At 49.4% G+C, this 25316-nt stretch carries 20 protein-coding genes, 1 other RNA gene, 1 pseudogene and 1 other annotated feature; of the genes and pseudogenes, 21 read left to right on the top strand and 1 reads right to left on the bottom strand.

Annotated features, from left to right (window positions below):
• Positions 1–75: 75 nt before the first annotated feature.
• From U719_RS11480 to U719_RS11395, 19 genes and pseudogenes are all read left to right on the top strand, one after another.
• The gene (locus tag U719_RS11480; protein ID WP_023468939.1) at positions 76–1545 is read left to right on the top strand and encodes an L-aspartate oxidase; all 1470 of its coding nucleotides are present in this window, start codon (positions 76–78) and stop codon (positions 1543–1545) included.
• The gene (gene nadC / locus U719_RS11475; RefSeq protein WP_023468938.1) at positions 1469–2311 is read left to right on the top strand and encodes a carboxylating nicotinate-nucleotide diphosphorylase; all 843 of its coding nucleotides are present in this window, start codon (positions 1469–1471) and stop codon (positions 2309–2311) included. The genes U719_RS11480 and nadC overlap by 77 nt, the downstream gene beginning before the upstream one ends.
• On the top strand, positions 2301–3398 hold the full coding sequence (gene nadA / locus U719_RS11470; protein ID WP_023468937.1) for a quinolinate synthase NadA: 1098 nt from the start codon (positions 2301–2303) through the stop codon (positions 3396–3398). The genes nadC and nadA overlap by 11 nt, the downstream gene beginning before the upstream one ends.
• Positions 3399–3561: 163 nt before the next feature.
• The gene (gene ruvA / locus U719_RS11465) at positions 3562–4155 is read left to right on the top strand and encodes a Holliday junction branch migration protein RuvA (protein WP_023468936.1); all 594 of its coding nucleotides are present in this window, start codon (positions 3562–3564) and stop codon (positions 4153–4155) included.
• Positions 4156–4159: 4 nt separating this feature from the next.
• On the top strand, positions 4160–5155 hold the full coding sequence (ruvB, locus tag U719_RS11460; protein WP_023468935.1) for a Holliday junction branch migration DNA helicase RuvB: 996 nt from the start codon (positions 4160–4162) through the stop codon (positions 5153–5155).
• Between the two features lie 4 nt (positions 5156–5159).
• Positions 5160–6200 (top strand): tRNA preQ1(34) S-adenosylmethionine ribosyltransferase-isomerase QueA, encoded by a 1041-nt coding sequence (gene queA, locus U719_RS11455; protein ID WP_023468934.1) that lies wholly within the window; start codon positions 5160–5162, stop codon positions 6198–6200.
• Entirely contained in the window at positions 6200–7345 is a 1146-nt protein-coding gene (gene tgt, locus U719_RS11450; RefSeq protein ID WP_023468933.1) for a tRNA guanosine(34) transglycosylase Tgt, read from the top strand. The genes queA and tgt overlap by 1 nt, the downstream gene beginning before the upstream one ends.
• 72 nt (positions 7346–7417) lie before the next feature.
• On the top strand, positions 7418–7708 hold the full coding sequence (gene yajC / locus U719_RS11445; RefSeq protein ID WP_023468932.1) for a preprotein translocase subunit YajC: 291 nt from the start codon (positions 7418–7420) through the stop codon (positions 7706–7708).
• 153 nt (positions 7709–7861) lie between these two features.
• Positions 7862–10073 (top strand): annotated as a pseudogene (secD, locus tag U719_RS17045) (protein translocase subunit SecD).
• Positions 10074–10145: 72 nt separating this feature from the next.
• Positions 10146–12455 carry a single-stranded-DNA-specific exonuclease RecJ gene (gene recJ, locus U719_RS11435; RefSeq protein WP_023468929.1) on the top strand — a complete coding sequence of 770 codons (2310 nt, stop codon included), beginning with the start codon at positions 10146–10148 and terminating at the stop codon, positions 12453–12455.
• Positions 12434–12952, top strand: coding sequence for an adenine phosphoribosyltransferase (locus tag U719_RS11430; protein WP_023468928.1), 519 nt, complete (start codon positions 12434–12436; stop codon positions 12950–12952). Before recJ ends, U719_RS11430 begins: the two co-directional genes overlap by 22 nt.
• A 141-nt stretch (positions 12953–13093) precedes the next feature.
• Positions 13094–15292, top strand: coding sequence for a bifunctional (p)ppGpp synthetase/guanosine-3',5'-bis(diphosphate) 3'-pyrophosphohydrolase (locus U719_RS11425; RefSeq protein WP_023468927.1), 2199 nt, complete (start codon positions 13094–13096; stop codon positions 15290–15292).
• Between the two features lie 14 nt (positions 15293–15306).
• Positions 15307–15756 (top strand): D-aminoacyl-tRNA deacylase, encoded by a 450-nt coding sequence (gene dtd, locus U719_RS11420; protein ID WP_023468926.1) that lies wholly within the window; start codon positions 15307–15309, stop codon positions 15754–15756.
• A gap of 45 nt (positions 15757–15801) precedes the next feature.
• Positions 15802–16023 (top strand) — a binding site (T-box leader).
• 42 nt (positions 16024–16065) lie between these two features.
• Positions 16066–17346 (top strand): histidine--tRNA ligase, encoded by a 1281-nt coding sequence (gene hisS, locus U719_RS11415; RefSeq protein WP_023468925.1) that lies wholly within the window; start codon positions 16066–16068, stop codon positions 17344–17346.
• Positions 17343–19109 carry an aspartate--tRNA ligase gene (gene aspS, locus U719_RS11410; RefSeq protein ID WP_023468924.1) on the top strand — a complete coding sequence of 589 codons (1767 nt, stop codon included), beginning with the start codon at positions 17343–17345 and terminating at the stop codon, positions 19107–19109. Before hisS ends, aspS begins: the two co-directional genes overlap by 4 nt.
• Before the next feature lie 62 nt (positions 19110–19171).
• Complete coding sequence (locus tag U719_RS11405) at positions 19172–19756, top strand: DNA-3-methyladenine glycosylase (protein ID WP_023468923.1); 585 nt, start codon at positions 19172–19174, stop codon at positions 19754–19756.
• Between the two features lie 290 nt (positions 19757–20046).
• Complete coding sequence (locus U719_RS11400) at positions 20047–21231, top strand: DASH family cryptochrome (RefSeq protein ID WP_023468921.1); 1185 nt, start codon at positions 20047–20049, stop codon at positions 21229–21231.
• 74 nt (positions 21232–21305) lie between these two features.
• Positions 21306–21495: non-coding RNA, 6S RNA (gene ssrS, locus U719_RS16660), on the top strand.
• Positions 21496–21588: 93 nt separating this feature from the next.
• The gene (locus U719_RS11395) at positions 21589–22353 is read left to right on the top strand and encodes a ThiF family adenylyltransferase (protein ID WP_023468920.1); all 765 of its coding nucleotides are present in this window, start codon (positions 21589–21591) and stop codon (positions 22351–22353) included.
• Positions 22354–22364: 11 nt separating this feature from the next.
• On the opposite strand, the gene U719_RS11390 is transcribed toward U719_RS11395, so the two are convergent.
• Positions 22365–23702 carry a replication-associated recombination protein A gene (locus U719_RS11390; protein WP_023468919.1) on the bottom strand — a complete coding sequence of 446 codons (1338 nt, stop codon included), beginning with the start codon at positions 23700–23702 and terminating at the stop codon, positions 22365–22367.
• Between the two features lie 60 nt (positions 23703–23762).
• On the opposite strand from U719_RS11390, the gene cymR reads away from it, so the two are divergent.
• Positions 23763–24170, top strand: a complete 408-nt coding sequence (cymR, locus tag U719_RS11385; RefSeq protein ID WP_029342236.1) for a cysteine metabolism transcriptional regulator CymR — start codon at positions 23763–23765, stop codon at positions 24168–24170.
• Between the two features lie 13 nt (positions 24171–24183).
• Positions 24184–25311 carry a cysteine desulfurase family protein gene (locus U719_RS11380; RefSeq protein WP_023468917.1) on the top strand — a complete coding sequence of 376 codons (1128 nt, stop codon included), beginning with the start codon at positions 24184–24186 and terminating at the stop codon, positions 25309–25311.
• Positions 25312–25316 lie beyond the last annotated feature (5 nt).

The following is a 25316-nucleotide window of genomic DNA, read 5'->3' as shown; positions in this document are numbered from 1 at the left end:
TGTCACTCAGCTAAAAGTATGCCAAACTTATTGTCAAGTCAATAGTAAACATTTAGATATAGAGGTGTAAAACATATGTCTTTACATAAAAGACTTGAGACGGATGTGTTGATCATTGGAACTGGGCTCGCCGCAATATCGGTCGCTCTGCATCTTCCACCCGGAACGGAAGCGTTGCTTGTCACAAAAGGTACGCGGTTTGAGACAAATTCCGTTCGAGCACAAGGTGGGATTGCTTCCGCTTATGCAGAAGTCAATCATCGTGGTCACTTTGAAGATACGTGCCAAGCAGCAAAAGGGCGTTTCAATCCGTCCGTCGTCGATTACGTCACTCGATCGGGAACCGAGGCGATGGAATTCTTGTTACGACAAGGCGTTCCATTCGATCAATCCGAGGGAGAGTTTTTGCTCGGTCGTGAAGGAGCGCATCGTTTGTCGCGGATTTATCACTGTGGCGGGGACGAGACTGGTAAACGGATCATGGAGACGTTGATGCCGCGAGTACCATTTCCGATTCTTGAGCAGACGTGTATCACGGAGTTGATTCAAGTCAACGGGCAGGTAGTAGGTGCAGTCGGATATAGCGAGGGAGAGCCAATCGAGATTGTGGCGCGCGCGACGATTCTTGCGACCGGTGGAGTGGGTGGATTATTCGCGGCGTCGACGAATGATCCTTTGATTCAAGGAGACGGGATTGCGCTCGCCTTTGAAGCGGGGGCGACGATTCGTGATCTCGGTTATATCCAGCATCATCCGACGGTACTCGTTCATGCTGGTCGTTCGGAAGGTTTGATCACGGAAGCACTACGAGGTGCAGGAGCGACGCTTGTAACGAAAAATGGTGACCGGATCATGGCGGATCATCCGATGCAAGATTTAGCAGCGCGAGATGAAGTCGCAAAACGAATCCATGAGGTGCGAAAATGTGAACCGGTCTATCTCGATACGTCAAACGTCGTCGACCGGACGAAACGGTTTCCAACGTTTGTTGAAAAATGTGAAAGTCTGAACATAAATCCGGATCTCGTTGAAATTGCACCAGGCATCCATTTCTTGATGGGTGGGATTGAAACGAATCTGACGGGGCAGACGCATGTCGAAGGACTTTACGCGGTCGGTGAGACGGCATCGATTGGACTACACGGTCGAAATCGTCTGGCGTCGAACTCGCTCCTTGAATGTGTTGTTATGGGGAAAGCAGTAGCAGAACAGCTCGAGTTGTTACCGAAACTTTCAGTAAAACAAGTGAAACGACGCCCGGGAACACTTCGTTCCGTAACCGACCGTCTATCGCAGGTCATTGGTGTTGAAATGGATGTGAAACAGATACAAGAATGTCTGGACACATTAAAAGGCTGGACATTAGACGAATCCGGACAGGAAGCGGAAGAAAATCGATTACGTCACGTAACGGCATGTCTATTGCTTGAAGGGGCGCGAAGTCGATTGACAGGAGAGGATGAGAACGTTGAACAAGTGGCAGTTACGGCAACAACTGGAGGCATTTTTAATCGAGGATATCGGACAGTGGGATATCACGAGTGAAGGATGTCTGACGGGACAAGAACGCGGGACTGGTCGTTTTCTAGCTAAGGAAGACGGTGTTTTTTGCGGAGTTGACATCATTCGGGAGATGGCGCATCTCTTACAAGTCGACGTGACGATTCATGTAGCGGAAGGGACGATCGTCACGCGAGGAACACTCCTTGCCGAGTGGTCGGGTTCGTTACAGGACATCTTAAGCGGAGAACGGGTCGCCTTGAACCTGGTGCAACGCTTATCCGGGATCGCGACAAAAACTCGTCAAGCAGTCGAGGTAGCGGCAGGACGGATTCGGATCACGGATACACGAAAGACGACCCCAGGGTTACGAATGCTCGAAAAACACGCTGTTCGCGTCGGGGGTGGCTATAGTCATCGCGGACGACTCGATGACGCCGTCATGATCAAGGATAACCACATCACGGTCGCGGGATCGATCACAGAGGCGGTGGCGCGAGCAAAACGTGTCGCAGGTCATACGACACCGATTGAAGTCGAAGTCGAAACGGAAGCGGAAGTGCTAGAGGCAGTAGCTGCAAAAGTTGATATCATCATGCTCGATAACCGGACACCAGCAGAGATCAAACAGCTTCGGCAATTGATTCCACCGCATATCACGGTCGAGTTATCCGGCGGAATCACGATAGACACGTTATCAGACTTCGCGGATAGCGGAGCAGACGTCATCTCACTCGGGGCACTCACCCATTCAGCAACAGCGCTTGATATCAGTATGAAAATCGAAGGAGGAAAAAAAGATGTCATTTGACTTATTACGTCATGAGGGGATTCCGGCGTCGTACTTACAGCAATCGGAAGCAGAATTAATTGCGATCATTGAAGGGGTCAAAGCACGGATGGGCAGTCGCTTGTTCTTACCTGCCCACCACTACCAAAAGGATGAAGTTGTCCAGTTCGCGGATGCGACGGGAGATTCGCTCCAGCTCGCGCAAGTCGCGAAGCAGATGACAGAAGCGGAATATACAGTCTTTTGTGGTGTCCACTTCATGGCAGAGACGGCAGACATGCTGACGGATGCGTCACATACAGTTGTTTTGCCTGACATGCGTGCTGGCTGTTCGATGGCAGATATGGCGAATGATACGCAAACGGAGCGCGCCTTTACAATCTTGACGGAACGATTCGGGGAGTCGATTTTACCGTTGACGTATGTCAATTCGACGGCAGCCATCAAAGCATTCGTCGGTCGTCACGGTGGGGCAACGGTGACGTCGTCAAATGCTGTCCAGATGGTTGAGTGGGCGCTTGCTGAACGCGACATCTTATTCTTCCTGCCCGATCAACACCTCGGTCGCAATACGGCGCACGCACTCGGAATTCCGTTAGAACAGATGGCGATTTGGGATCCGATCAAGGACGAACTCGTTTTTGATGGAGAAGACCAGGACGTCCGCGTCATCTTGTGGAAAGGACACTGCTCGGTCCATGAAAAATTCACGGTCGGTCAGATTGAACAGTTCCGCAAGACGGATCCGGAGCGAAAGATTCTCGTTCACCCGGAATGTTCGCACGAAGTCGTGACAGCGTCTGATCTCAATGGATCCACCGCGTACATCATTCAACAAATCGAACAGGCTGCTCCCGGAACGAAGTGGGCGATCGGAACAGAGATGAATCTCGTCAATCGACTCGCGACGACGCATCCGGAACTCGATATCGTGTCGCTCAATCCATTCATGTGTCCGTGTCTGACGATGAACCGGATCGACTTACCGCACTTGGCGTGGGCGCTCGAACAAGTCGAAGCAGGTGAGCCGGTCAACATCATTACGGTAGATGCAGAGACGACGCGGCATGCCGTGCTGGCGCTCGACCGGATGCTTGCGCGTTCGTAAAATAGAGGATCGGAGCGTGGTCGTGCGAACGATCACGCTTTTTTGTCTTCGGATTGAGAGAGCGAACATATGTATTGATTTTTGCTGAAGAACGCTTTGAAGCCAAACGAAGATGTATGCTACAATAACACGAGAGTTTGTTTAAGGATGGGAGCGTTCCACATTGATAGAATTCGTACGCGGCGAAGTCGCTTATGTCTGTGCGGAATTCGTGACGGTAGAAGTTGGCGGGATTGGCTACAAGATCGTAGCACCGAACCCGTTTTTTTATCGGACCGGAGACGAACAGATCATCGTATATACGTATCATTATGTCCGTGAGGACCAAGAAGTCTTATTTGGATTCCGTTCCCGTCGTGAGCGTGCCTTGTTCACGAAGTTGCTCGGTGTCACAGGAATTGGACCGAAGGGAGCGCTCGCGATCGTCGCATCAGGGAATGTCGATGCGCTCGTTGAAGCAATTGAACAAGAGAAAGAGAGTTATCTCGTCAAGTTCCCGGGGGTCGGCAAGAAAACAGCGAAGCAAATGACGCTCGACCTAAAAGGAAAGTTAGCCGAGCTCGCACCGGATTACGTACCGAGCGAAGGCTTGTTCGCGCAAGGCAATGCTGAGCTGAATGAAGCTTGTGAAGCCTTGACGGCGCTTGGTTACAGTGACCGAGAAGTCGAGAAAGTCAAAAAAGCGTTGCAGGCAGAAGTCCTGTCGACGGATCAATATGTCAAACGGGCACTCCAGTTGTTATTGAATGTGAGGTGAGGACATGGAAGAGCGCATTTTGTCAGAATCCGCCCATGCGGAAGATCAAGAAGAGTGGAGTCTGCGTCCTCAGACGCTCGAGCAATACATCGGGCAGGAGAAAGCAAAAGGAAACTTAAGTGTCTTCATCGAGGCGGCAAAAATTCGTCAGGAAACACTCGATCACGTGCTTCTCTACGGTCCTCCGGGTCTTGGGAAGACGACGCTTGCGACGATCATTGCGAACGAGATGGGGGTCGGCATCAAGACGACAGCCGGTCCTGCAATTGAACGACCGGGTGATTTAGCGGCGATCCTATCATCGCTTGAACCGGGCGATGTCCTGTTCATCGACGAGATTCATCGATTGAGTCGATCAATCGAAGAGATTCTGTATCCAGCAATGGAGGATTATTGTCTCGATATCGTCATCGGTCAAGGTGAACTCGCCCGCAGCGTCCGAATTGATTTACCACCGTTTACGCTCGTTGGTGCAACGACGCGTGCGGGGATGTTATCGGCACCGCTCCGCGATCGTTTTGGCGTGACGCTGAAGCTTGAATATTATACGATGTCAGAGTTGTCTGCCATCGTGACCCGAACGTCACGATTGTTCGGATTCGAAGCGGATCGTCTGGCTGCAGAAGCCATCGCGCTTCGTTCACGTGGAACACCACGTGTCGCGAATCGGTTGTTACGGCGTGTCCGTGATTTCGCTCAAGTCGCCCATCAAACCGAGATCGATGCCGTGCTCGCGACAAGTGCACTTGATCGTTTGCATGTCGATGCGCTTGGGCTCGACGATGTCGACCATCGTTTACTACGATCGCTTGCAGAACGGTTTGCCGGTGGTCCGGTCGGTCTTGAGACGATCGCAGCGACGATCGGGGAAGATGCGCAGACGATTGAGGATGTATATGAACCATATCTACTGCAACAAGGCTTTTTACAACGTACTCCGCGCGGACGTGTCTTAACACCGTTCGCCCGCCAACATTTAGGACTGAAAGAAGGAAATTGAACCAATGGATGTAAACTTATTTGATTTTCATTTACCAGAAGAACAAATTGCCCAAGTGCCATTGCTCGACCGGACGAGTTCGAAATTGATGGTTCTCGATCGGGAGACGGGTGCGATTCAGCATCAACACTTCCATGATATCGTCGATCACTTCCGCGAAGGTGATACACTCGTCATCAACGATACGAAAGTTTTACCAGCACGTCTCTTTGGTGTGAAGGAAGAGACAGGTGGGAAGATCGAATTGTTACTCTTGAAGCAAACGAGTGACGATGTGTGGGAAACACTGGCGAAACCGGCAAAACGCGTCAAACCAGGAACGATTTTGTCGTTTGGTGACGGATTACTTCGTGCTGAGTGTGTCGAAGCACTTGAAGATGGAGGACGCATCCTGAAGTTTTTCTATGACGGCATTTTTTATGAAGTGCTCGACCAACTCGGAACGATGCCACTACCGCCGTACATTCATGAACAACTCGAGGATCAAGATCGTTATCAGACGGTTTATGCTCGGGAACGCGGAAGTGCGGCAGCACCGACGGCTGGTCTTCACTTTACACCCGAGTTGCTTGAAGCGCTTAAAGCGAAAGGCGTTCGGATCGCACCATTGACGTTACACGTTGGACTTGGCACATTCCGTCCTGTCTCGGTCGACGACGTCGATAGTCACAAGATGCACAGTGAGTATTACGAACTGCCGGAAAGTTCAGCTGCTTTGCTACGCGAAACACGAAAACAAGGCGGACGGATCATCGCGGTCGGGACGACGTCGACACGAACGCTTGAGACGGTCATTCGCGACCATGGCGACTTCGTCGAAGCAACGGGCTGGACGGACATCTTCATCTTCCCGGGTCAGGAAGTCAAAGGGATTGATGGTCTGATCACGAACTTCCACTTACCGAAATCAACATTGATCATGCTCGTGTCCGCGTTATCGACACGGGAACACATTCTGCATGCCTACGAAGAAGCAGTCGCAAACGGCTATCGCTTCTTTAGCTTCGGTGATGCGATGTTCTTAACGAGAGAGGAACGAAACTAATGACAAAACACGCGGTAACATATGAACATATCAAAACATGTAAACAATCCGGAGCGCGGTTAGGAATCGTCCACACGCCGCACGGTAGTTTCGAGACACCAGTCTTCATGCCGGTCGGAACGCAAGCGACGGTCAAGACGATGGCACCGGAACAAATCAAGGACATGAACGCGAACATCATCCTCGCGAACACGTACCACCTCTGGGTGCGTCCAGGACATGATGTCATCAAGGAAGCGGGCGGTCTGCATAAATTCATGAACTGGGATGGCGCGATTCTCACGGATTCAGGTGGCTTCCAAGTCTTCTCACTTGCTGATCTTCGGAACATTTCTGAGGAGGGTGTTCATTTCCGTAACCACTTGAACGGGGACAAATTGTTCTTATCACCGGAAAAAGCGATGGAAATTCAAAATGCACTCGGTTCAGATATCATGATGGCGTTTGACGAGTGCCCACCGTACCCAGCTTCTCACGAGTACATGAAAGCATCTGTCGAACGGACGAGCCGCTGGGCGAAACGTTGTCTTGCTGCGCACGAACGTCCACACGATCAAGCGCTGTTCGGTATCATCCAAGGCGGAGAATACGAAGACTTGCGTCGCCAAAGTGCAAAAGACCTCGTTGCCCTTGATTTCCCGGGTTATGCGGTCGGTGGTCTATCGGTCGGAGAGCCAAAAGACGTCATGTACCGTGCGCTCGAATTCACGACACCACTTATGCCGGAAGACAAACCACGTTATTTGATGGGCGTTGGTTCACCGGACGCATTGATCGAAGGTGCGATTCGCGGAATCGATATGTTCGACTGTGTCTTACCGACACGGATCGCACGAAACGGCACATTGATGACATCACAAGGACGTCTCGTCGTCCGGAACGCGAAATATGCACGTGATTTCCGTCCGCTCGATGAGAAATGTGATTGCTACGCGTGTAAGAATTACTCGCGTTCGTACATCCATCACTTGATCCGGGCGCAAGAAACGTTCGGTCTGCATCTCTGTTCGACACACAATCTTCACTTCCTCGTCAAGTTGATGGAAGGCGTTCGCCAAGCGATTCGTGAGGATCGTCTGCTCGATTTCAAGGAAGAATTCTTCGAAGAATACGGTTACAATTTACCGAACGCAAAGAATTTCTAACAAATCGTCTGACAAATCAATTCTTTCACGGTATAATGAACGTGATTTGAATGATAAAAGGAGCTGAATCAGATGGAAGGTTTATTCACATTCCTCCCGATGATCTTGATCTTCGTGGTGTTCTATTTCTTGTTGATCCGTCCACAGAACAAACGCCAGAAGCAAGTACGTCAGATGCAAAATGAACTCTCACGCGGCGACTCGATCGTTACGATCGGTGGTCTTCACGGGGTTGTCCAAAAAGTTGACGACATGACGGTGACATTGAAGTCAGGTAATGCACAATTGACATTCAACCGGAGTGCTGTCGCAGAAGTGACGAAAAAATCAACGACTGTCATGGACGACGAAACTGTCGAATAAGGCATTGAAAAGGCGCTTTCCGGATTCCGGAGCGTCTTTTCTGTTTATATATGAGAAAAACGTTTGCTAAGATTACCATTTCTTTTGTAAGCTAGGATAGGAGAACAAAGTTGTCTGAAAATATACTGGGAACTAGAGAAAGGACAATGTAGCATGATCAAGAAAGGGAAACTTGCCACATTCTTCATCGTCGTCATCGCGTTGCTCGTACTGATCGGTACGACATCGTCATGGTTGTTGAAGGATACGAAGCTTGGCCTTGACCTTAAGGGTGGCTTCGAAGTCTTGTATGAAGTACAACCACTGAAAGAAGGAGACGTCATCGATCAAAATGCGATGAGTGCGACGCTGACGGCAATCGAGAACCGTGTCAACGTCCTCGGTGTCTCTGAACCAGACATCCGGATCGAAGGCGATAACCGGATTCGCGTTCAGCTTGCTGGCGTCAAGGATCAGACGGAAGCGCGTCAAATCCTATCTTCGACAGCACAATTATCATTCCGTGACATCAACAATAAGTTGTTACTGGATGGATCGGATTTAAAAGCCAAAGGCGCAAAAGTCGGATACGATCCACAAACGAACCAACCGCTTGTAGAACTTTCACTTAAATCAAAACAAAAGTTCTATGATGTGACTCAAAAGATTTCACAAATGCAACCACCTGCGAATCGTCTCGTCATCTGGCTCGATTACGAGAAAGGTGATTCGTACGAAAAAGAGATTCAAAAGAAAAACTCGAAAATCGTTTCGGATGCATCTGTTCAAGAACCAATCAATTCGGACAAAGCGATCATTTCTGGTGGCGATATCGATGCCGCATACGGGAAACAATTGTCTTCGATCCTAAACGCCGGTGCGTTACCGGTCAAACTCGAGGAAATCTACTCGACGTCGGTCTCTGCTGCTTTTGGACAGGATGCACTTGATCAAACATTGTTCGCGTCAGCAATTGGTGTAGCCGCTGTCTTCTTGTTCATGCTACTGTTCTACCGGATCTCTGGATTCGTATCCATCATCACGTTGCTGTTCTACATCTATCTTGTCATGATCTTCTTTAACGGGATCAACGCCGTCCTCACGTTACCGGGGATCGCCGCACTCGTTCTTGGAGTCGGGATGGCGGTCGATGCGAACATCATCACCGCTGAACGGATCAAGGATGAATTACGAAGTGGAAAATCCGTCTTGTCTGCATTCAAAGCCGGTAACCGTCGTTCATTCGGTACGATTCTTGATGCCAACTTGACGACGTTGATCTCTGCTGGCGTGTTGTACTACTTTGGTACAAGTACGGTCAAAGGATTCGCCATCATGTTGATGGTTTCGATTGCCGTCACGTTCGTCACGAACGTCTTTGTCTCACGTTACCTGATGCAACTCCTTGTCAGTAGCCGATGGTTCGATAAGAAGAAATCATGGTTCGGTGTAAAGGAGAGTGAAATCCGTGAGCTTTAATCCTACGAAATTCGATTACATCAAACATCGAAAAATTTATTTCGCGATCACGATCGCGCTTGTCATCGTTTCTGTACTCTTGTTGTCGTTCCGTGGTCTGAACCTTGGGATTGACTTCACGCAAGGAACTCGCGTCGAGATTTCTTCTGAGAATCAAATTAAGGAAGCGGACGTTCGCTCCGTCATTGAAGATGCCGGGATCGATGCGGAAGAAATCGATGGCATTCAGTTCGCTCAAGGCGGAAAGTTAGCGAACGTCACGTTCGTTGGTGAATTTAGTCAGGATCAAATTTCTGAAATGAAACAAACGATTGAAGCGCAGTATGATAAGGAACCGAGCATCTCGACGGTTTCCGCACAAGTTGGTCAAGAAATCGCGCGTAACGCGATTTATGCCGTCTTGCTCGCGTCACTCGGGATCGTCATCTACGTCTCGTTCCGATTCCAACCGTTATACGGAATTGCGACAGTACTCGCATTGCTACATGATGCGTTGATGATCGTGGCATTCTTCTCGCTGTTCCAGATCGAAGTCAACTTGTACTTCATCGCAGCAATCCTGACGATCATCGGGTATTCCGTCAACGATACGATCGTTACGTTCGACAGGGTACGAGAAAATCTCGGACTCGCTGAAAAAGGTGGTCGGAAAGTCTCGTTTGATGAATTGGCGCATATCGTCAATGAATCAATCCAACAGACGATCATCCGCTCGATCAATACCGTCGTCACGGTCGTCATGACAGCAGCAGCGCTCTACATCTTCGGTAGCGAAGCAATCCGTGGATTCAGTCTCGCCCTGCTTGTCGGGTTGATCATGGGGATGTATTCTTCGATCTTCATCGCCGCGCAACTCTGGCTCGTCATGAAGGGTCGGACACTTGGTCGTACAAAACGCGCTTCTTAAAAGAGTATCCGCATCAGCTATCGCTGGTGCGGATTTTCAATTATAATGGGGAAGTTGATTGGAGGGTTTGAGATGTACCATGCTAAAAAAACATGGCTTGATAAAGTCATCGATTCAGAACAAATCGAACAATTGACGGCGGATGGCACAATCTCACCGCACGTCGCACAACTACTTGTCCAACGGGGATTCACAACACGTGAAGCTGCCCGTGATTTTTTAGAGACCGATCAAATGGCATTTCATGATCCATTTGCTTTCAAAGACATGCCAAAAGTCGTCGAACGGATTCAACGTGCCGTCGACGAGGGCGAGATGATTTTGATTTACGGTGATTATGATGTCGACGGCGTGAGTTCCGCTGCGATTCTCTGGCATGCCTTGATTGAAATCGGAGGAATGGCAGAGTGTTATATCCCGAACCGTTTCACGGAAGGCTATGGACCAAACGAAGCCGCGTTTCGCTGGGCTGCAGAAGAAGGGTTCAGCCTCGTTATCACGGTCGACTGTGGGATTTCCGGCATTCATGAAGCCGATGTCCTAAAGGAACTCGGGGTCGATTTAATCATCACCGATCACCACGAAGCAAAAGAAACGTTACCTGATGCCTTTGCCTTAATTCACCCAGGTGTCGATCCAGACTATCCGTTCTCGAAGCTTGCTGGGGCAGGTGTTGCCTTTAAAGTCGCACATGCACTCCTTGACCGTGAACCCGTCGAGTTACTCGATCTTGCGGTGCTCGGAACGATTGCCGATCTTGTGCCGCTCGTCGGAGAGAACAGGTTGCTTGCGATACGCGGCATCGAGGCGCTGAATGCGAGTGAACGCCCGGGTATCCTTGCGTTACGTGACGTTTGTAGTTTGACGGAAGACGAACTGACGGAAGAATCAGTCGGATTTGCATTCGGTCCGCGGATCAATGCGGCAGGTCGTCTTGATTCGGCGATGCCAGCGCTTGAGATGTTACTAGCGGAAAGCAAAGATGAGGCACTTCATCTCGCGAAACAACTCGACCAACAAAATAAACAACGTCAAGATATCGTCAAGCAGATTGCGGAGGAAGCAACGGCGCTTGTCGAAGAACGTTTTAAAGATGACCGCGTACTCGTCGTCGATGCGGCAGATTGGAATCCAGGTGTCGTCGGGATCGTCGCCTCGCGACTCGTTGAAAAATACCATCGTCCCGTCATCATGCTGTGTCATGATGCTGAAAAAGGAACAGCGAAGGGTTCTGGACGATCGATTCCAGCCTTTGATTTATTCGCTGAACTCACGAAATGTGAAGATATCTTGCCGCATTTCGGAGGACATCCGGCTGCTGCCGGCATGACGCTCTCTTCCGATGACGTCGAGGCGTTACGTCAACGTTTGAATGAACAAGCAAGTACGTTGCCGGACGATGCCTTCATCGCGACGATCGATGTGGATCTACGTCTACAGGTCAGTGATGTGTCGATTCAGTTGATTGAAGATATTCAGCGATTGGCACCGTTCGGGATGGGAAATCCCGCACCACGGATCGTCATCGAGCAAGCGAAGATCCGTGACATGAAACGGATCGGTCGTGACTTGACGCATGTCAAAGCACTACTATCAGGCGACGGGAAGGAACTCGATGCGATCGGCTTCGGCTTCGGCGACCTTGTCGATGAAGTCTCGACCTTATCGGAGATTCACTTGATGGGCAGTCTGAACATCAATGAATGGAATGGGTTCCGTAAACCACAATTGATGATTCAAGACGTCGCTGTCGAAGATGTCCAAGTGTTCGATTACCGCGGCGGTAAGCGGCCGCTGAGCGAACTATTCGCCTTACCGCATGAGACGACGACATTCGTCGCCTTTACCGATGAGGTGAAAGAGAAGTACACGGAACGTCCGTTGAACGGTCCGATCCATCAAAATATCGTTTTCCTTGATCTACCGGAAGAAGAAGCAGCATTTTATCCATACGTGCAACAGGCAGAGCGGATTTATTGTGCCTTTAAGGACGAGGGATATTATTTCGAGACGATTCCGTCGCGGGAGGACTTCAAGCATTACTTCCAGTATTTCGCGAAATGTCCGCGTGACGAGCTCCGGATCGGTCTTGTACGTTTGTCGAAATCGCGAAAATGGACGAAACGATCGATTAACTTTATGCATTCGGTATTCTCGGAACTTGATTTTCTTGTTACAATGGAGGACGGGCTGCCGGGTGTGAACCCAAATGCTGCAAAGCGAGATCTGACGGAAGCTCCAACGTACCAGCGTCATGAAGCGCGTCAAGAGCTCGAGCAACAATACATTTATTCGTCACTCGCTCAGTTGAAAGAGCGTTTTGATACTTTGGTAGAAGCGGCGAAGCAGGAGGAAAAGACATGGAGTTCAAACAGCATATAAAAGAGGTCGAAAACTGGCCGAAAGAAGGAATCAGTTTCAAAGACATCACATCACTCATGCAGAACGGACCAGTATACAAACAATCGGTTGATGCACTTGTCGAATATGCACGCAGTAAAGGTGCTGATGTCATCGCGGGTCCGGAAGCACGTGGATTCGTAGTTGGTTGCCCAGCCGCTTACGCGATGGAAATCGGATTCGTACCTGTCCGTAAAGAAGGAAAATTACCACGTGAGACAGTCCGTGTCGAGTATGGTCTTGAGTACGGAAAAGACGTCTTGACGATGCATGAAGATGCGATTCAACCAGGACAACGCGTCGTCATCCTTGACGACTTGCTTGCGACAGGTGGTACGATCGAAGCGACGATCCAAATGATTGAAAAATTAGGCGGAACGGTTGCCGGAATCGGATTCTTGATTGAACTCGATGGTCTTGGTGGACGTGAGAAACTCGAAGGATACGACGTTCTTTCATTGATTCGTTACGAAGACTAAAGCATATATACTCTCTTGGTACATGGTGACCAAGGGGGTATTTCTTTTTATTTTGACATCTTCTCAAGATTTCACGATAATAAGAACTATATATTAGGGATTCCGTTGCAGACGATCCCGGGGACTGGGTGAGGAAAAGGGATGACAAACAAACAAATCGTAAATGTAGAAGACCTTCTCGCTCGATGTGCGGAATACATGACGCAAGCTGAAGTCAAAGACATCGAACGGGCTTACCAATTCGCGAAAGACGAACATGATGGGCAATTCCGCCGTTCTGGGGAACCCTACATCATTCATCCGGTACAAGTTGCCGGTATCTTAGTCGATATTGGTTTGGATGCAACGACGATCGTCGCTGCGCTTCTTCATGATGTCGTCGAAGATACGGACATTACACTCGAAGAATTAACGGAACGATTCGGACCCGACGTCGCGATGCTCGTTGACGGCGTCACGAAACTCGGGAAAATCAAATATAAATCGAAACGCGAAGAATTGGCTGAGAACCACCGGAAGATGTTCATCGCGATGGCAGAAGACATTCGCGTCATCTTGATCAAACTGGCTGACCGTCTGCATAACATGCGAACGTTGCAACATATGGTCAAGGAAAAGCAGGTGCAAAAGGCAGAAGAGACGCTCGAAATCTTTGCACCGCTTGCGCATCGTCTCGGGATCTCGACGATCAAGTGGGAACTCGAAGACATCAGTTTGCGTTATATCAATCCACAACAGTACTACCGGATTGTCTCAATGATGAAACAAAAACGGACGGAACGCGAAGCGCTAGTCAGTTCGGTCATTGAAGAGGTCAACGAAGTACTCGATGATGTACAAATCGCAGCGGAAGTCGATGGACGTCCGAAGCATATCTATTCCATTTATAACAAGATGCAAAACTCGAAAAAAGAGTTCAGCGAAATTTATGACTTGATGGCTGTGCGCATCATCGTTGATTCAATCAAGGACTGTTACGCTGTTCTCGGAATCATTCATACGCAATATAAACCGATGCCGGGACGTTTCAAGGATTATATCGCGATGCCGAAGCCGAACATGTATCAATCGCTGCATACGACGGTCATCGGACCGAAAGGCGAGCCGCTCGAGGTCCAAATTCGGACACGGGACATGCACTTTATTGCCGAGTACGGGATTGCCGCTCACTGGGCGTATAAAGAAGGCAAGGAACAGGAAGCGAAATCAGGCTTTGAGGATAAGATTGCCCATTTCCGTGAAATTCTTGAGTTACAGAAGGATACGGCGGATGCTGAAGAATTCATGGAATCGGTCAAAGTCGATTTCTTTAGTGACATGTTGTACGTCTTTACACCAAAAGGCGACGTCATCGAATTGCCGAAAGGCTCTGTTCCGATTGATTATGCCTACCGGATTCATACAGAGATCGGTCACCGAACGATCGGAGCGAAAGTCAACGGACGGATGGTACCGATTGATTATAAGCTGAAGACAGGCGACATTATTGAAATCGTCACATCAAAACACAGTTATGGTCCAAGTAAGGACTGGCTCAAGATTTGTGTGTCGAGTCAGGCGAAAAACAAGATCCGTCAATGGTTCAAACGTCAGCAACGCGAAGAGAACGTCTCTAAAGGACGGGAACTGATCGAAGCAGAAGTCAAGAAACTCGGATTCGAGCCGAAGGAAGTCATCAATGAGAAGACGCTCGAAGACGTGACGCGGAAGTTCAACTTCGCGCAAGAAGAAGACATGTATGCTGCTGTTGGGTATCATGGTCTGACCGCTGCCCAAGTCGCGCATAAATTGACGGAAAAGTTACGCAAAGACAAAGAGTCCAAAAATCTTGAACTGAACGAAGCCATCAGTGAGATGAAGACGTTTGATCGTCCGAAGAAGGAAAATCCAGAAGGCGTTCGTGTAAAAGGAATCGATAACATGCTCGTTCGCATGAGTCGTTGTTGTAATCCAGTACCAGGGGACGATATCGTCGGGTATATCACACGTGGACGGGGTGTCTCGATTCACCGGACGGATTGTTTGAATGTCATTCATGAACAAAATCCAGAACGCTTGCTCGAAGTCGAGTGGGAACACGAAGGCAAAGCCGTTAAGAGTTATAACGTCGAAATCGAAATTTCTGGATTCGACCGGGCTGGATTATTGAACGATGTCCTGCAGTCGGTATCTGCGACGAATACGAACATTGTTGCCGTCAGCGGGAAAGGCGACGACAGTAAACAAGCCAAAATCACGATGACGATCGCGATCAACAACGTCAACCATTTACAAAAAGTCGTCGATCGGATCAAACAAATCTCTGACGTGTATGCTGTGCATCGCGTCATGATGACGTAAGGAGCGGATGAGTCATGCGAGTCGTATTACAACGAGTCAAAGAAGCAAGTGTCACAGTCGATCAGGAGGTCATCGGTCAAATCAAGCAAGGTTTTCTCTTGCTTGTCGGTGTCACGCACGAAGACACGATCAATCAGGTGAACTGGTTAGCTGATAAAATCGCAGGACTCCGCGTGTTTGAAGATGAAGAGGAACGGATGAACCGCTCGTTGCAAGATGTCGACGGTCAGATTCTATCCGTCTCGCAGTTCACGTTGTATGGTGATGTCAAAAAAGGACGTCGCCCAGCGTTTACGGAAGCAGCGAAACCTGATGTTGCCAACGAATTGTATGAAGCGTTCAATGAACGTCTTCGCGCGCAAGGACTGACAGTCGAGACAGGTCAGTTCGGTGCGATGATGGATATCGCGCTCGTCAATGATGGACCGGTGACATTGATTCTTGAAAAAGAAGCAAACGCTTGACAGGAACCGAGAGACGAGGCAATATTAGACGTAACCAAATGATTCATACGACCGAAGACGAAGAGGAGTAATCAAGACCTCGTCTGCTTAGAGAGTCGCCCCTTGGCTGGAAGGGCGAACAGACGAACTCGATGAAAGACCCTTCCGAGGTATCTTCCTGAACCGATAGTAGGGAAGGTCGTACGCAGGCGTTAACTGCACCGAGTGGTCAAATGTGATTTGACAACCAGGGTGGTACCACGGGATCTTCAAGTTCTCGTCCCTTTGCGGACGAGGACTTTTTTGTATTCAAAAAAGGAGGAATTTGAGATGAAATTACCACGCGGTACGTTTGATGTCCTTCCAGGAACAGTCGAACGCTGGCAGTACATCGAGCAACAATTACGTGACATTAGTAAGCGTTACAACTATAAGGAAATCCGGACGCCGATTTTTGAGGAGACAGAACTCTTTAAACGTGGCGTCGGTGAGACGACGGATATCGTTCAAAAAGAGATGTTCATGCTTGAGAAACGCGGAAAAGACCAGTTGACGTTACGTCCAGAAGGAACGGCTGCTGTTGTTCGTTCATTCGTAACGAACAAGCTGTTCGGTTCACCAAACCAACCGACGAAATTGTTCTACATTGGACCGATGTTCCGTTATGAACGTCCGCAAGCAGGTCGTTTCCGTCAGCTCCACCAATACGGAGTCGAAGCACTTGGCAGTGAACAACCAGCGATCGATGCGGAAGTCATCAGTCTCGCGATGAGCATCTACCGTTCATTTGGATTGAAGCACCTTAAGCTCGTCATCAATACACTCGGGGATAACGAAAGTCGCGCCGCACACCGGGCAGCACTTGTCGATCACTTCAAACCGGTCGTTCACGAGTTATGTCAGGACTGTCAGAACCGTCTCGAAACGAATCCACTTCGTGTCCTTGACTGTAAAGTCGACCGCGATCACCCGAGCATGGCAACAGCACCATCAATTCTCGATTACTTAAACCCGGCATCAAAAGCTTACTTCGACGAAGTATTGCTTCACTTAGATGCACTCGGCATCGAGTATGTCGTTGATCCAACGCTCGTTCGCGGAATCGATTATTACAATCACACGGCGTTCGAGATCATGTCAGAAGCAGAAGGCTTCGGAGCAATCACGACACTATGTGGTGGTGGACGATACAACGGTCTCGTCGAACAAATCGGTGGACCGGCAACACCGGGAATCGGATTCGGAATCGGCATCGAGCGTTTATTGATGGCGCTTGAGAATGAGAACGTCTTACCGGCAGTCGATGATCAAATCGATGTCTTCATCGTCGCGCAAGGCAGTGACGAAGTCGAAAAGACAGCAACACGTCTCTTACAATTGATGCGTCTCGAAGGACTTGTCGCCGATCGGGATTATCTCGGTCGGAAGTTCAAAGGGCAATTCAAAGCAGCCGATCGCTTGAAAGCACGCTACACGGTCATCCTCGGGGATGAAGAAGTCGAGCGTGGTGCAGCGGCGCTGAAGAACATGGCTACAGGGGAGCAGACGGACGTTCCGTTATCAGCAGTCGCTGATACGATCGTCGCGAAATTAAAGGAGGAAGCACAATGATCGGACGCACGCATATGAACGGTCAGGTGACGGAAGAAGTCATCGGACAACACGTTCAACTTAAAGGATGGGTTCAAAAACGACGTGACTTAGGAGGATTGATCTTCCTTGATCTCCGCGACCGGAGTGGTATCGTCCAAATCGTCTTCCAACCGGAAAACGAGCAGGCACACCGCCTTGCAGAATCAATTCGTTCAGAGTATGTCCTCGATATCAAAGGACACGTCATCGCACGTGAGAATCCGAACCCGAACATTCCGACTGGGCAAGTCGAGGTCGTCGCGGATGAAGTCGTCATCTTGAATGCAGCGAAGATGACACCATTCCCGATCAGTGAAGAAGCAGAGCAGACGTCAGAAGATTTACGTCTTAAATATCGTTATCTTGACTTGCGTCGTCCGTCGCTTCAAGAGACATTCCGTCTTCGTTCGAAAGCATCGAACATTATGCGGAACTTCCTCGATGAGCAAGACTTCTTGGAAGTCGAGACACCAATCTTAACGAAATCAACACCAGAAGGCGCACGTGACTATCTCGTTCCGAGTCGTGTTCACCCAGGTGAGTTCTATGCCTTGCCACAATCACCGCAATTGTTCAAACAATTGCTGATGGTGTCTGGTTTTGAACGGTACTTCCAAATTGCACGTTGTTTCCGTGACGAAGACTTACGGGCAGACCGTCAACCTGAATTCACGCAAGTCGACATCGAGACGAGCTTCATGGACATCGAAGACTTGTATGCGATGATGGAATCGATGATGACACGTGTCATGAAGGAAACGCTTGGTAAAGATATCGTGACACCGTTCCCACGGATGCCGTACGCGGAAGCGATGAGCCGGTATGGTTCGGATAAACCGGATACACGCTTCGGTCTCGAATTGATTGATGTCGCGGAAGCCGTCAAAGGGGCAGGATTCAAAGTATTCGACATGGCACTAGAAGCTGGTGGCGAAGTTAAAGCCTTGAACGTCAAAGGTGCAGCAGAGCGCTTCTCGCGGAAAGATATCGATAAGTTACAAGAATTCACGGCGATTTACGGTGCAAAAGGTCTCGCGTGGGTCAAAGTGACAGGGGACGGACTGAACGGTCCGATCGCGAAGTTCTTCGACGAAGAAGCAGCTGCTCGCCTGACAGCGGCGACAGGTGCGGAAGCAGGCGACTTATTGTTGTTCGTCGCAGCAAAAGCATCGATCGTAGCAGACAGCTTAGGTGCGCTCCGTCAGAAATTAGCGAAGGAACTGGACTTGATCGATGAGTCGGTCTTCAACTTCCTTTGGGTGACGGACTTCCCACTCGTCACGTATGAAGAAGAAGAAGGTCGTTTCTACGCGAACCACCACCCGTTCACGATGCCACGTCGTGAAGATCTCGAATTGCTCGAGACGGATCCCGGAAAAGTCCTCGCCGTCGCGTACGACCTCGTCTTGAACGGATACGAGCTCGGCGGTGGATCACAACGGATCTACGAACGGGATATCCAAGAGCGGATGTTTAAGTTGCTTGGCTTCACAGAAGAAGAAGCAAACGAGCAGTTCGGTTTCTTGATGGAAGCATTCGAATACGGAACACCACCACATGCGGGGATCGCACTTGGTCTAGACCGTCTCGTTATGTTACTCGCAGGACGTTCAAACTTGCGTGATACGATTGCCTTCCCGAAAACAGCATCAGCAAGTGATCTGTTGACGGCAGCACCAAGCCCAGTCTCGGATGCACAATTAAACGATCTCTCGATTCGAACAGCGGTCAAACAATCGTAAGATACGACAAGCGAATCTTCCGGTATGGGAGATTCGCTTGTTTCATGAAGGAGGATGAACGGATGGAACGACACTTTTTTGAACGGTCTCCGGTTGAAGTCGGTCCAGACTTCTTAGGAACACAGATCACAGTCGATGAGGTGACGATGCGGATCGTCGAGGTCGAAGCCTATCTCGGTCCTCACGATCAAGCAGCGCATTCGTTTTCCGGAAAACCAACGAAACGGACGGCACCGATGTTCGGTCCACCGGGGCATCTCTATGTTTATTTCACATATGGGATGCATCACTGCATGAATATCGTTTGTGGACATGAAGGGGAAGGATACGGATTGTTGCTACGAGGTGCGGAAATCATTAGTGGGCACGATCTCGTCGCGGAACGTCGTTTTGGTTGTTCCTACGCAGAGTTGACAGCGGCGCAACGACGCAATCTCGTCAATGGACCGGCGAAACTGTGCCAAGGATTCGGTCTAACGACAGCTGATTCGGGACAGGATCTTTATCAAGACCGTTTCCGACTTGTTGCTGACTCGGTCGACGCGGTCGTCCAGACGACACGGATCGGTATTCCGAATGCAGGAGAAGCGACAGCCTATCCATGGCGGTTTTATGTAGAGGCGAGTGAAGGGGTAAGTAAACGTTAAAAAATGGACGCTCCGATAAGGAGACGTCCATTTTTTATTTAGGGTTGTTGATTGATTTTTTCGACTGTTGCTTTTTATAGAATTTATAGACGATTGGACCAACCGTCGTTACGAGCGTCATTAATGTTCTGAGTTTACCGCGTTTTGCTGCCATTGATTCATTCACTCCTCTGATTTGTTGTACTAATCATATTCCACGAAAACAACGTCTTAAAACCTCATCGGCACATCAAGTGGTTTTCTATCTACCTTGGTCGGGTCATAGTATAAGGAGAAGGGAGTCGATCAATATGGGAGCAGTCGTTTGGTATCGTCATGATTTACGTGTCGATGATCATGAGGCACTTCGGAGTGCGTGTGAAGAACAGGACGTCATTCGTGCCGTATACGTCAAAGACCAAAAGAAACGCGATTTTAAAAGAGGTACACAACAAGCGCGATTTGAACAAGAGACACTAGAGAACCTAGCAAATCATCTGGCTCAGATCGGAATCACGCTAGATATTCTAGAAGGGAAGGTGCATGAGACACTCGATTCTTACCTGCAAGCGGATGATACCGTCTATTTCCATAAGATGACCGGAACAGAAGAAGCGACAAGTGAGCAGTATATCGAAGACAGATATACCGTCCGCTCTTTTGAAACACAGACGTTACATCGTCGGGAAGATATCGGAAGTGATGAATTAAAGCGCGTCTTTACGGCATTTCGAAAACGGGTCGAGGCGAAAGGGACCTTCTACGATCCACTCGATCCACCAACCGGTATTCAGCTAATAAAAGAGGAATCAGTTGAAGCGGCCCCAGAGACCGCGTTCCCATTTCGGGGAGGCGAATCAGCGGGAAGGGCACGCCTTCAGGAATATCTCGCCGAGCCCGTATTCACCTATAAAGAAACACGGAATGGGTTCTTACGAAATGATTCTTCGAAGTTGTCTGCCTGGCTAGCGAACGGTTCACTCTCACCGCGCCGCGTCATGGCTGAATTACAAGAAGCCGAGCGAAAACAGGGAGCGAATGAATCGACGTACTGGTTGTATTTCGAATTGTTATGGCGTGACTTCTTCCATTTGACGATGCGTGAGACAGGAAGCCGTCTGTTCCGTGCGAGCGGATTACAAGAAGGTCAATACACGTGGAAGGCGAACCAGCTGGCTGTCGAACGCTGGATAGAAGGAAAAACTGGTGTGCCATTCGTCGACGCCTTCATGAACGAGATTCGCGAGACGGGATGGATGTCGAACCGCGGCAGGCAGATCGTTGCCAGTTATCTAATTCATGAATTAAAGCAGGACTGGCGCATCGGAGCGCGATATTTCGAACAGCAATTGATCGACTATGATGTCGCTTCGAATTATGGGAACTGGGCGTTCATCGCGGGTGTTGGGAATGCAACACGCACACCACGATTTGATCCTGCATTCCAACAACAACGATATGATCCGAATCAACACTTCACGAAACGTTGGACCTGAAAAAAGCATCTTTTTCTGGAGTGGGAAGTAGTTGCATTTCAGAGGGGAGGATGCTATATTAAATGCATCAGATGGGGTTCCTGAATTGTACGAGAGCCGCCTTTTATCTTTGAGCCACTCTTTTTTGATAGGGAGTTTGACGTTCCAACTAGTAGTACATGCCTCGTAACACAGCAGGAGGACGTACGAATAGGAATCGGATAAGACACCCACCTGCACAGCAGGTTCAAAAATAAGGTATCGACACGGCACTTCGGGTCCCATCGTCTTATTATTTTGTTGTTTGACACGTCGCATGACGTTTTTTTTTATGATATAATTCCGAGTAAAACAGTATGAGTATTGTGAGGTTATGAGATGTTACATCAATTTTCGCGTAATGAATTAGCAATCGGTAAAACTGGACTTGACGCATTGGCATCCAAATCCGTCGCTATTCTGGGTATCGGTGGTGTTGGATCGTTCTCAGCAGAAGCACTTGCCCGCAGTGGTGTAGGTCGTTTGATTCTTGTCGATAAGGACGATATCGACATCACGAACGTCAACCGACAAATCCATGCTTTGCTTCCGACGGTTGGTCAACCGAAGGTCGATGCGATGGCAGAACGTCTTGCGTTAATCAATCCGGATCTTGAAATCGTTCGCTTGAAGATGTTCTACAATGAAGAGACATTCGAGTCGTTCTTCGAACAGCAACCGGATTATGTCATCGATGCATCGGACACGGTCTCGTTCAAGATTCACTTGATTCAGGAATGTAAGAAACGTAACATTCCAATCATCTCAAGCATGGGGATGGCGAACAAGATGGATCCAACACGCATCAAGATCGTTGACATCAAAGATACAAGTTATGATCCACTAGCGAAGGTCATTCGGACGAAACTTCGGAAAGCCGGCATCCATAAAGGTGTTCCTGTCGTCTTCTCCGATGAACCGCCCGTTAAGATCATCGAAGAAGTCCGTCAAGTCGTCGGAAACGATGCGGCTGCAATTCGTAAGGCAAAGATGCCGCCAAGTTCAAATGCGTTCGTTCCATCAGTTGGTGGATTGATCGCAGCGAGCTACGTCATCAACGAGATCGTCCGTGAAGCCGGCGTGACGATCGAACGCGTTCGTTAAAAAAAGCGACCTTATGGTCGCTTTTTCTGATGTGTGGCTGTTTGTTTGTTCCAAAAATCAAGTCGAGCTTGCAGTTGTTTCTCAAAACCGCGTGGGCTTGGACGATAAAAGACCGGTTTTGTCCGGGCAAGGTTCTCCGGCCAGTAATTCTGTGGCACATAGGCATGTTCGAAGTCGTGCGGGTACTGATAGGTGACGCCATTCCCAAGTGCCGCTGCCCCCGGATGATGGGCATCGCGCAAATGTGGCGGTACCGGACCGCCGTCTGAACGGCGAACGAGTGTCAATGCTTGATCGATTGCTGAGATGACAGCATTCGATTTCGGTGCCGTCGCGAGATATAAGACGGTTTCAGCGAGCGGAATCCTTGCTTCAGGGAAACCGACGTACTCGCACGCGCGTGCGCAGGCATCGACCATCAATAACGCTTGCGGATCAGACAGACCGATGTCTTCTGCCGCATGGACGTAGAGACGCCGTACGATGAAGCGCGGACTTTCGCCCGCTTCAATCATGACAGCGAGCCAGTAGAGCGCAGCGTCGGGATCGGAACCCCGAATCGATTTGATGAAGGCGGAGATGACATCATAATGCCGATCGCCGTCCTTATCGTACTTCAATGCTTTTTGTTGAATCGATTCCTCGGCGACAGCGAGATCGATTGTGATTTGACCATCGATTTCCGGTGTCGTTAAGACGGCGAGTTCAAGCGCATTCAATAATGCCCGGTAATCGCCATCCGACAACTTGACGTAATGATCGATCGCGTCATCCGTGATCGTGATCGGATATTTGCCAAGACCACGCTCTTCGTCTTTTAGGGTCCGGTCGAGGACGATCCGTAAGTCATCTGGCGTCGGGGGTTCGAAACGAAAGACTGTTGCCCGCGATAACAGAGCGGCGTTGACCTCAAAACTCGGATTTTCAGTCGTCGCCCCGATCAACGTGATCGTACCTGCTTCGAGCGCTGGCAGTAAGGCGTCTTGTTGCATCTTATTGAATCGATGGATCTCATCGAGAAAGAGAATCGTTTTTTGATCCTCGAACTGAAGACGGGCTTCGGCCGCTTTTAGAATTTCCCGTAATTGTTCCAGTTTCGCCGTGACCGCGTTCAATTGCTCGAACGCTGATTTCGTATAACTGGAGATGACACGCGCGAGCGTCGTCTTACCGGTTCCGGGTGGACCGTAAAAAATGACGGTTCCGAGACGATCGGCTAAGATGGCACGCCGCAGGAGCGTCGTCTCTCCGATCAGATGGCGTTGTCCGACGATTTCATCCAGATTCTGCGGACGCATTCGATTCGCGAGCGGTCCGGCAGGTGACTGGGATTCAAATAAATGTGCCATACACATACGCTCCTTCCACTTTTAGCTACTACTATACTAGAAAGGATGATCCTTCGCATGATGAAAATCTCGACGAAAGGGCGATATGGTCTGACGATCATGATCGCACTCGCGAAAGAAGCTGAATCTAAACCATTATCCCTAAAAAAAATCGCGCAGATGTATGACCTATCTGAGCATTATCTTGAACAGTTGATTGCCCCCCTTCGTAATGGAGGTCTCGTCAAAAGTGTACGCGGTGCTTACGGCGGGTACAAGCTCGGTCGTGAAGCGCAAAATATCACAGCGGGTGAAATCATCCGCCTGCTTGAAGGACCACTCGTCGTCGTCGAAGGCGATGCGTGTGACGAGGTCACAAAACGCAAACTGTGGGATAAAATCCAGCAAGCAGTCGATCAAGTACTCGATTCAACGACGCTACAAGACTTAGCGGAAGAAGAAGATACAGGATACATGTTCTATATTTGAGAGGTGAAAACGAATGAATTACTTTGACCACTCGGCGACGACGCCGATGCGTCCGGAAGTCCTTGAGGCGATGACGCCTTATTTGCTCGAACAGTATGGCAACCCATCTAGTGTCCACGCGGCTGGTCGGTCTGCTCGGGCAGCAATTGACAAAGCACGTCGGCAGATCGCACAAGAATTGAACGCGAAACCAACCGAACTGATTTTCACGAGCGGTGGAACGGAATCGGATAATTATGCAATCTTCGGTGCGGCTGAGGCGGCGCGTGAAAAAGGGCGTCATCTCATTACGACACGGTTTGAGCACCATGCTGTTTTGCATGCGTTCGAAGAGCTCGAAAAACAAGGCTATGACGTCACGTATCTCGATGTTCCAACTACAGGCGTCGTCTCATTGACTGCCTTGCAAGAAGCCGTCCGGGAAGATACGACACTCGTCTCGATCATGTTCGGCAACAATGAAGTCGGAACGATTCAGCCGATTGCGGCATTCGGTCAATTTTTACGAGAACGCGGTATTTTATTCCATACGGACGCGGTGCAAGTGTTCGGAAAACAAGCAATCGATGTCGAAGCGTTACAGGTCGATCTTTTATCCGCGTCTGGTCATAAAATCAATGGTCCAAAAGGAATCGGATTGTTGTATGTGCGGACTGGTGTGAAGTTGGCTCCTCAAACGTTCGGAGGAGAACAGGAACGCAAGCGTCGCGCTGGTACGGAGAACGTACCGGGAATCGTCGGTTTAGCGAAAGCGCTCGAACTGATGATCGCAGAGCGCGATCAACAACAGGACCACATCAAACAACTGCGTAGCGTTTTGCTAACGCGATTGGATGAAAGTGGCGTCACTTACGAAGTCAACGGTGTTGAAGGATTGCCGAATGTCCTCAATCTTTACTTCCCGCAAATTGAAATCGAACCGTTCCTGATCATGCTTGATATGCGTCAAATGGCCGTATCGAGCGGGAGTGCATGTACGGCAGGGTCCGTCGAACCTTCGCATGTCTTATCGGCGATGTATGGCGAAGATGAACGGACACGAGCATCGGTCCGGATCAGTTTTGGTCACGGAAATGAGCTCGCGCAAGTCGAACTACTCGCACAAGCCTTGCAAGATGTCGTAAAATCGTTTCAGAATTAACTAAG

The organism is Exiguobacterium sp. MH3, from assembly GCF_000496635.1.
Lineage (GTDB): Bacteria > Bacillota > Bacilli > Exiguobacteriales > Exiguobacteriaceae > Exiguobacterium_A > Exiguobacterium_A indicum.
This window is presented reverse-complemented; position numbering and strand designations above follow the sequence as displayed.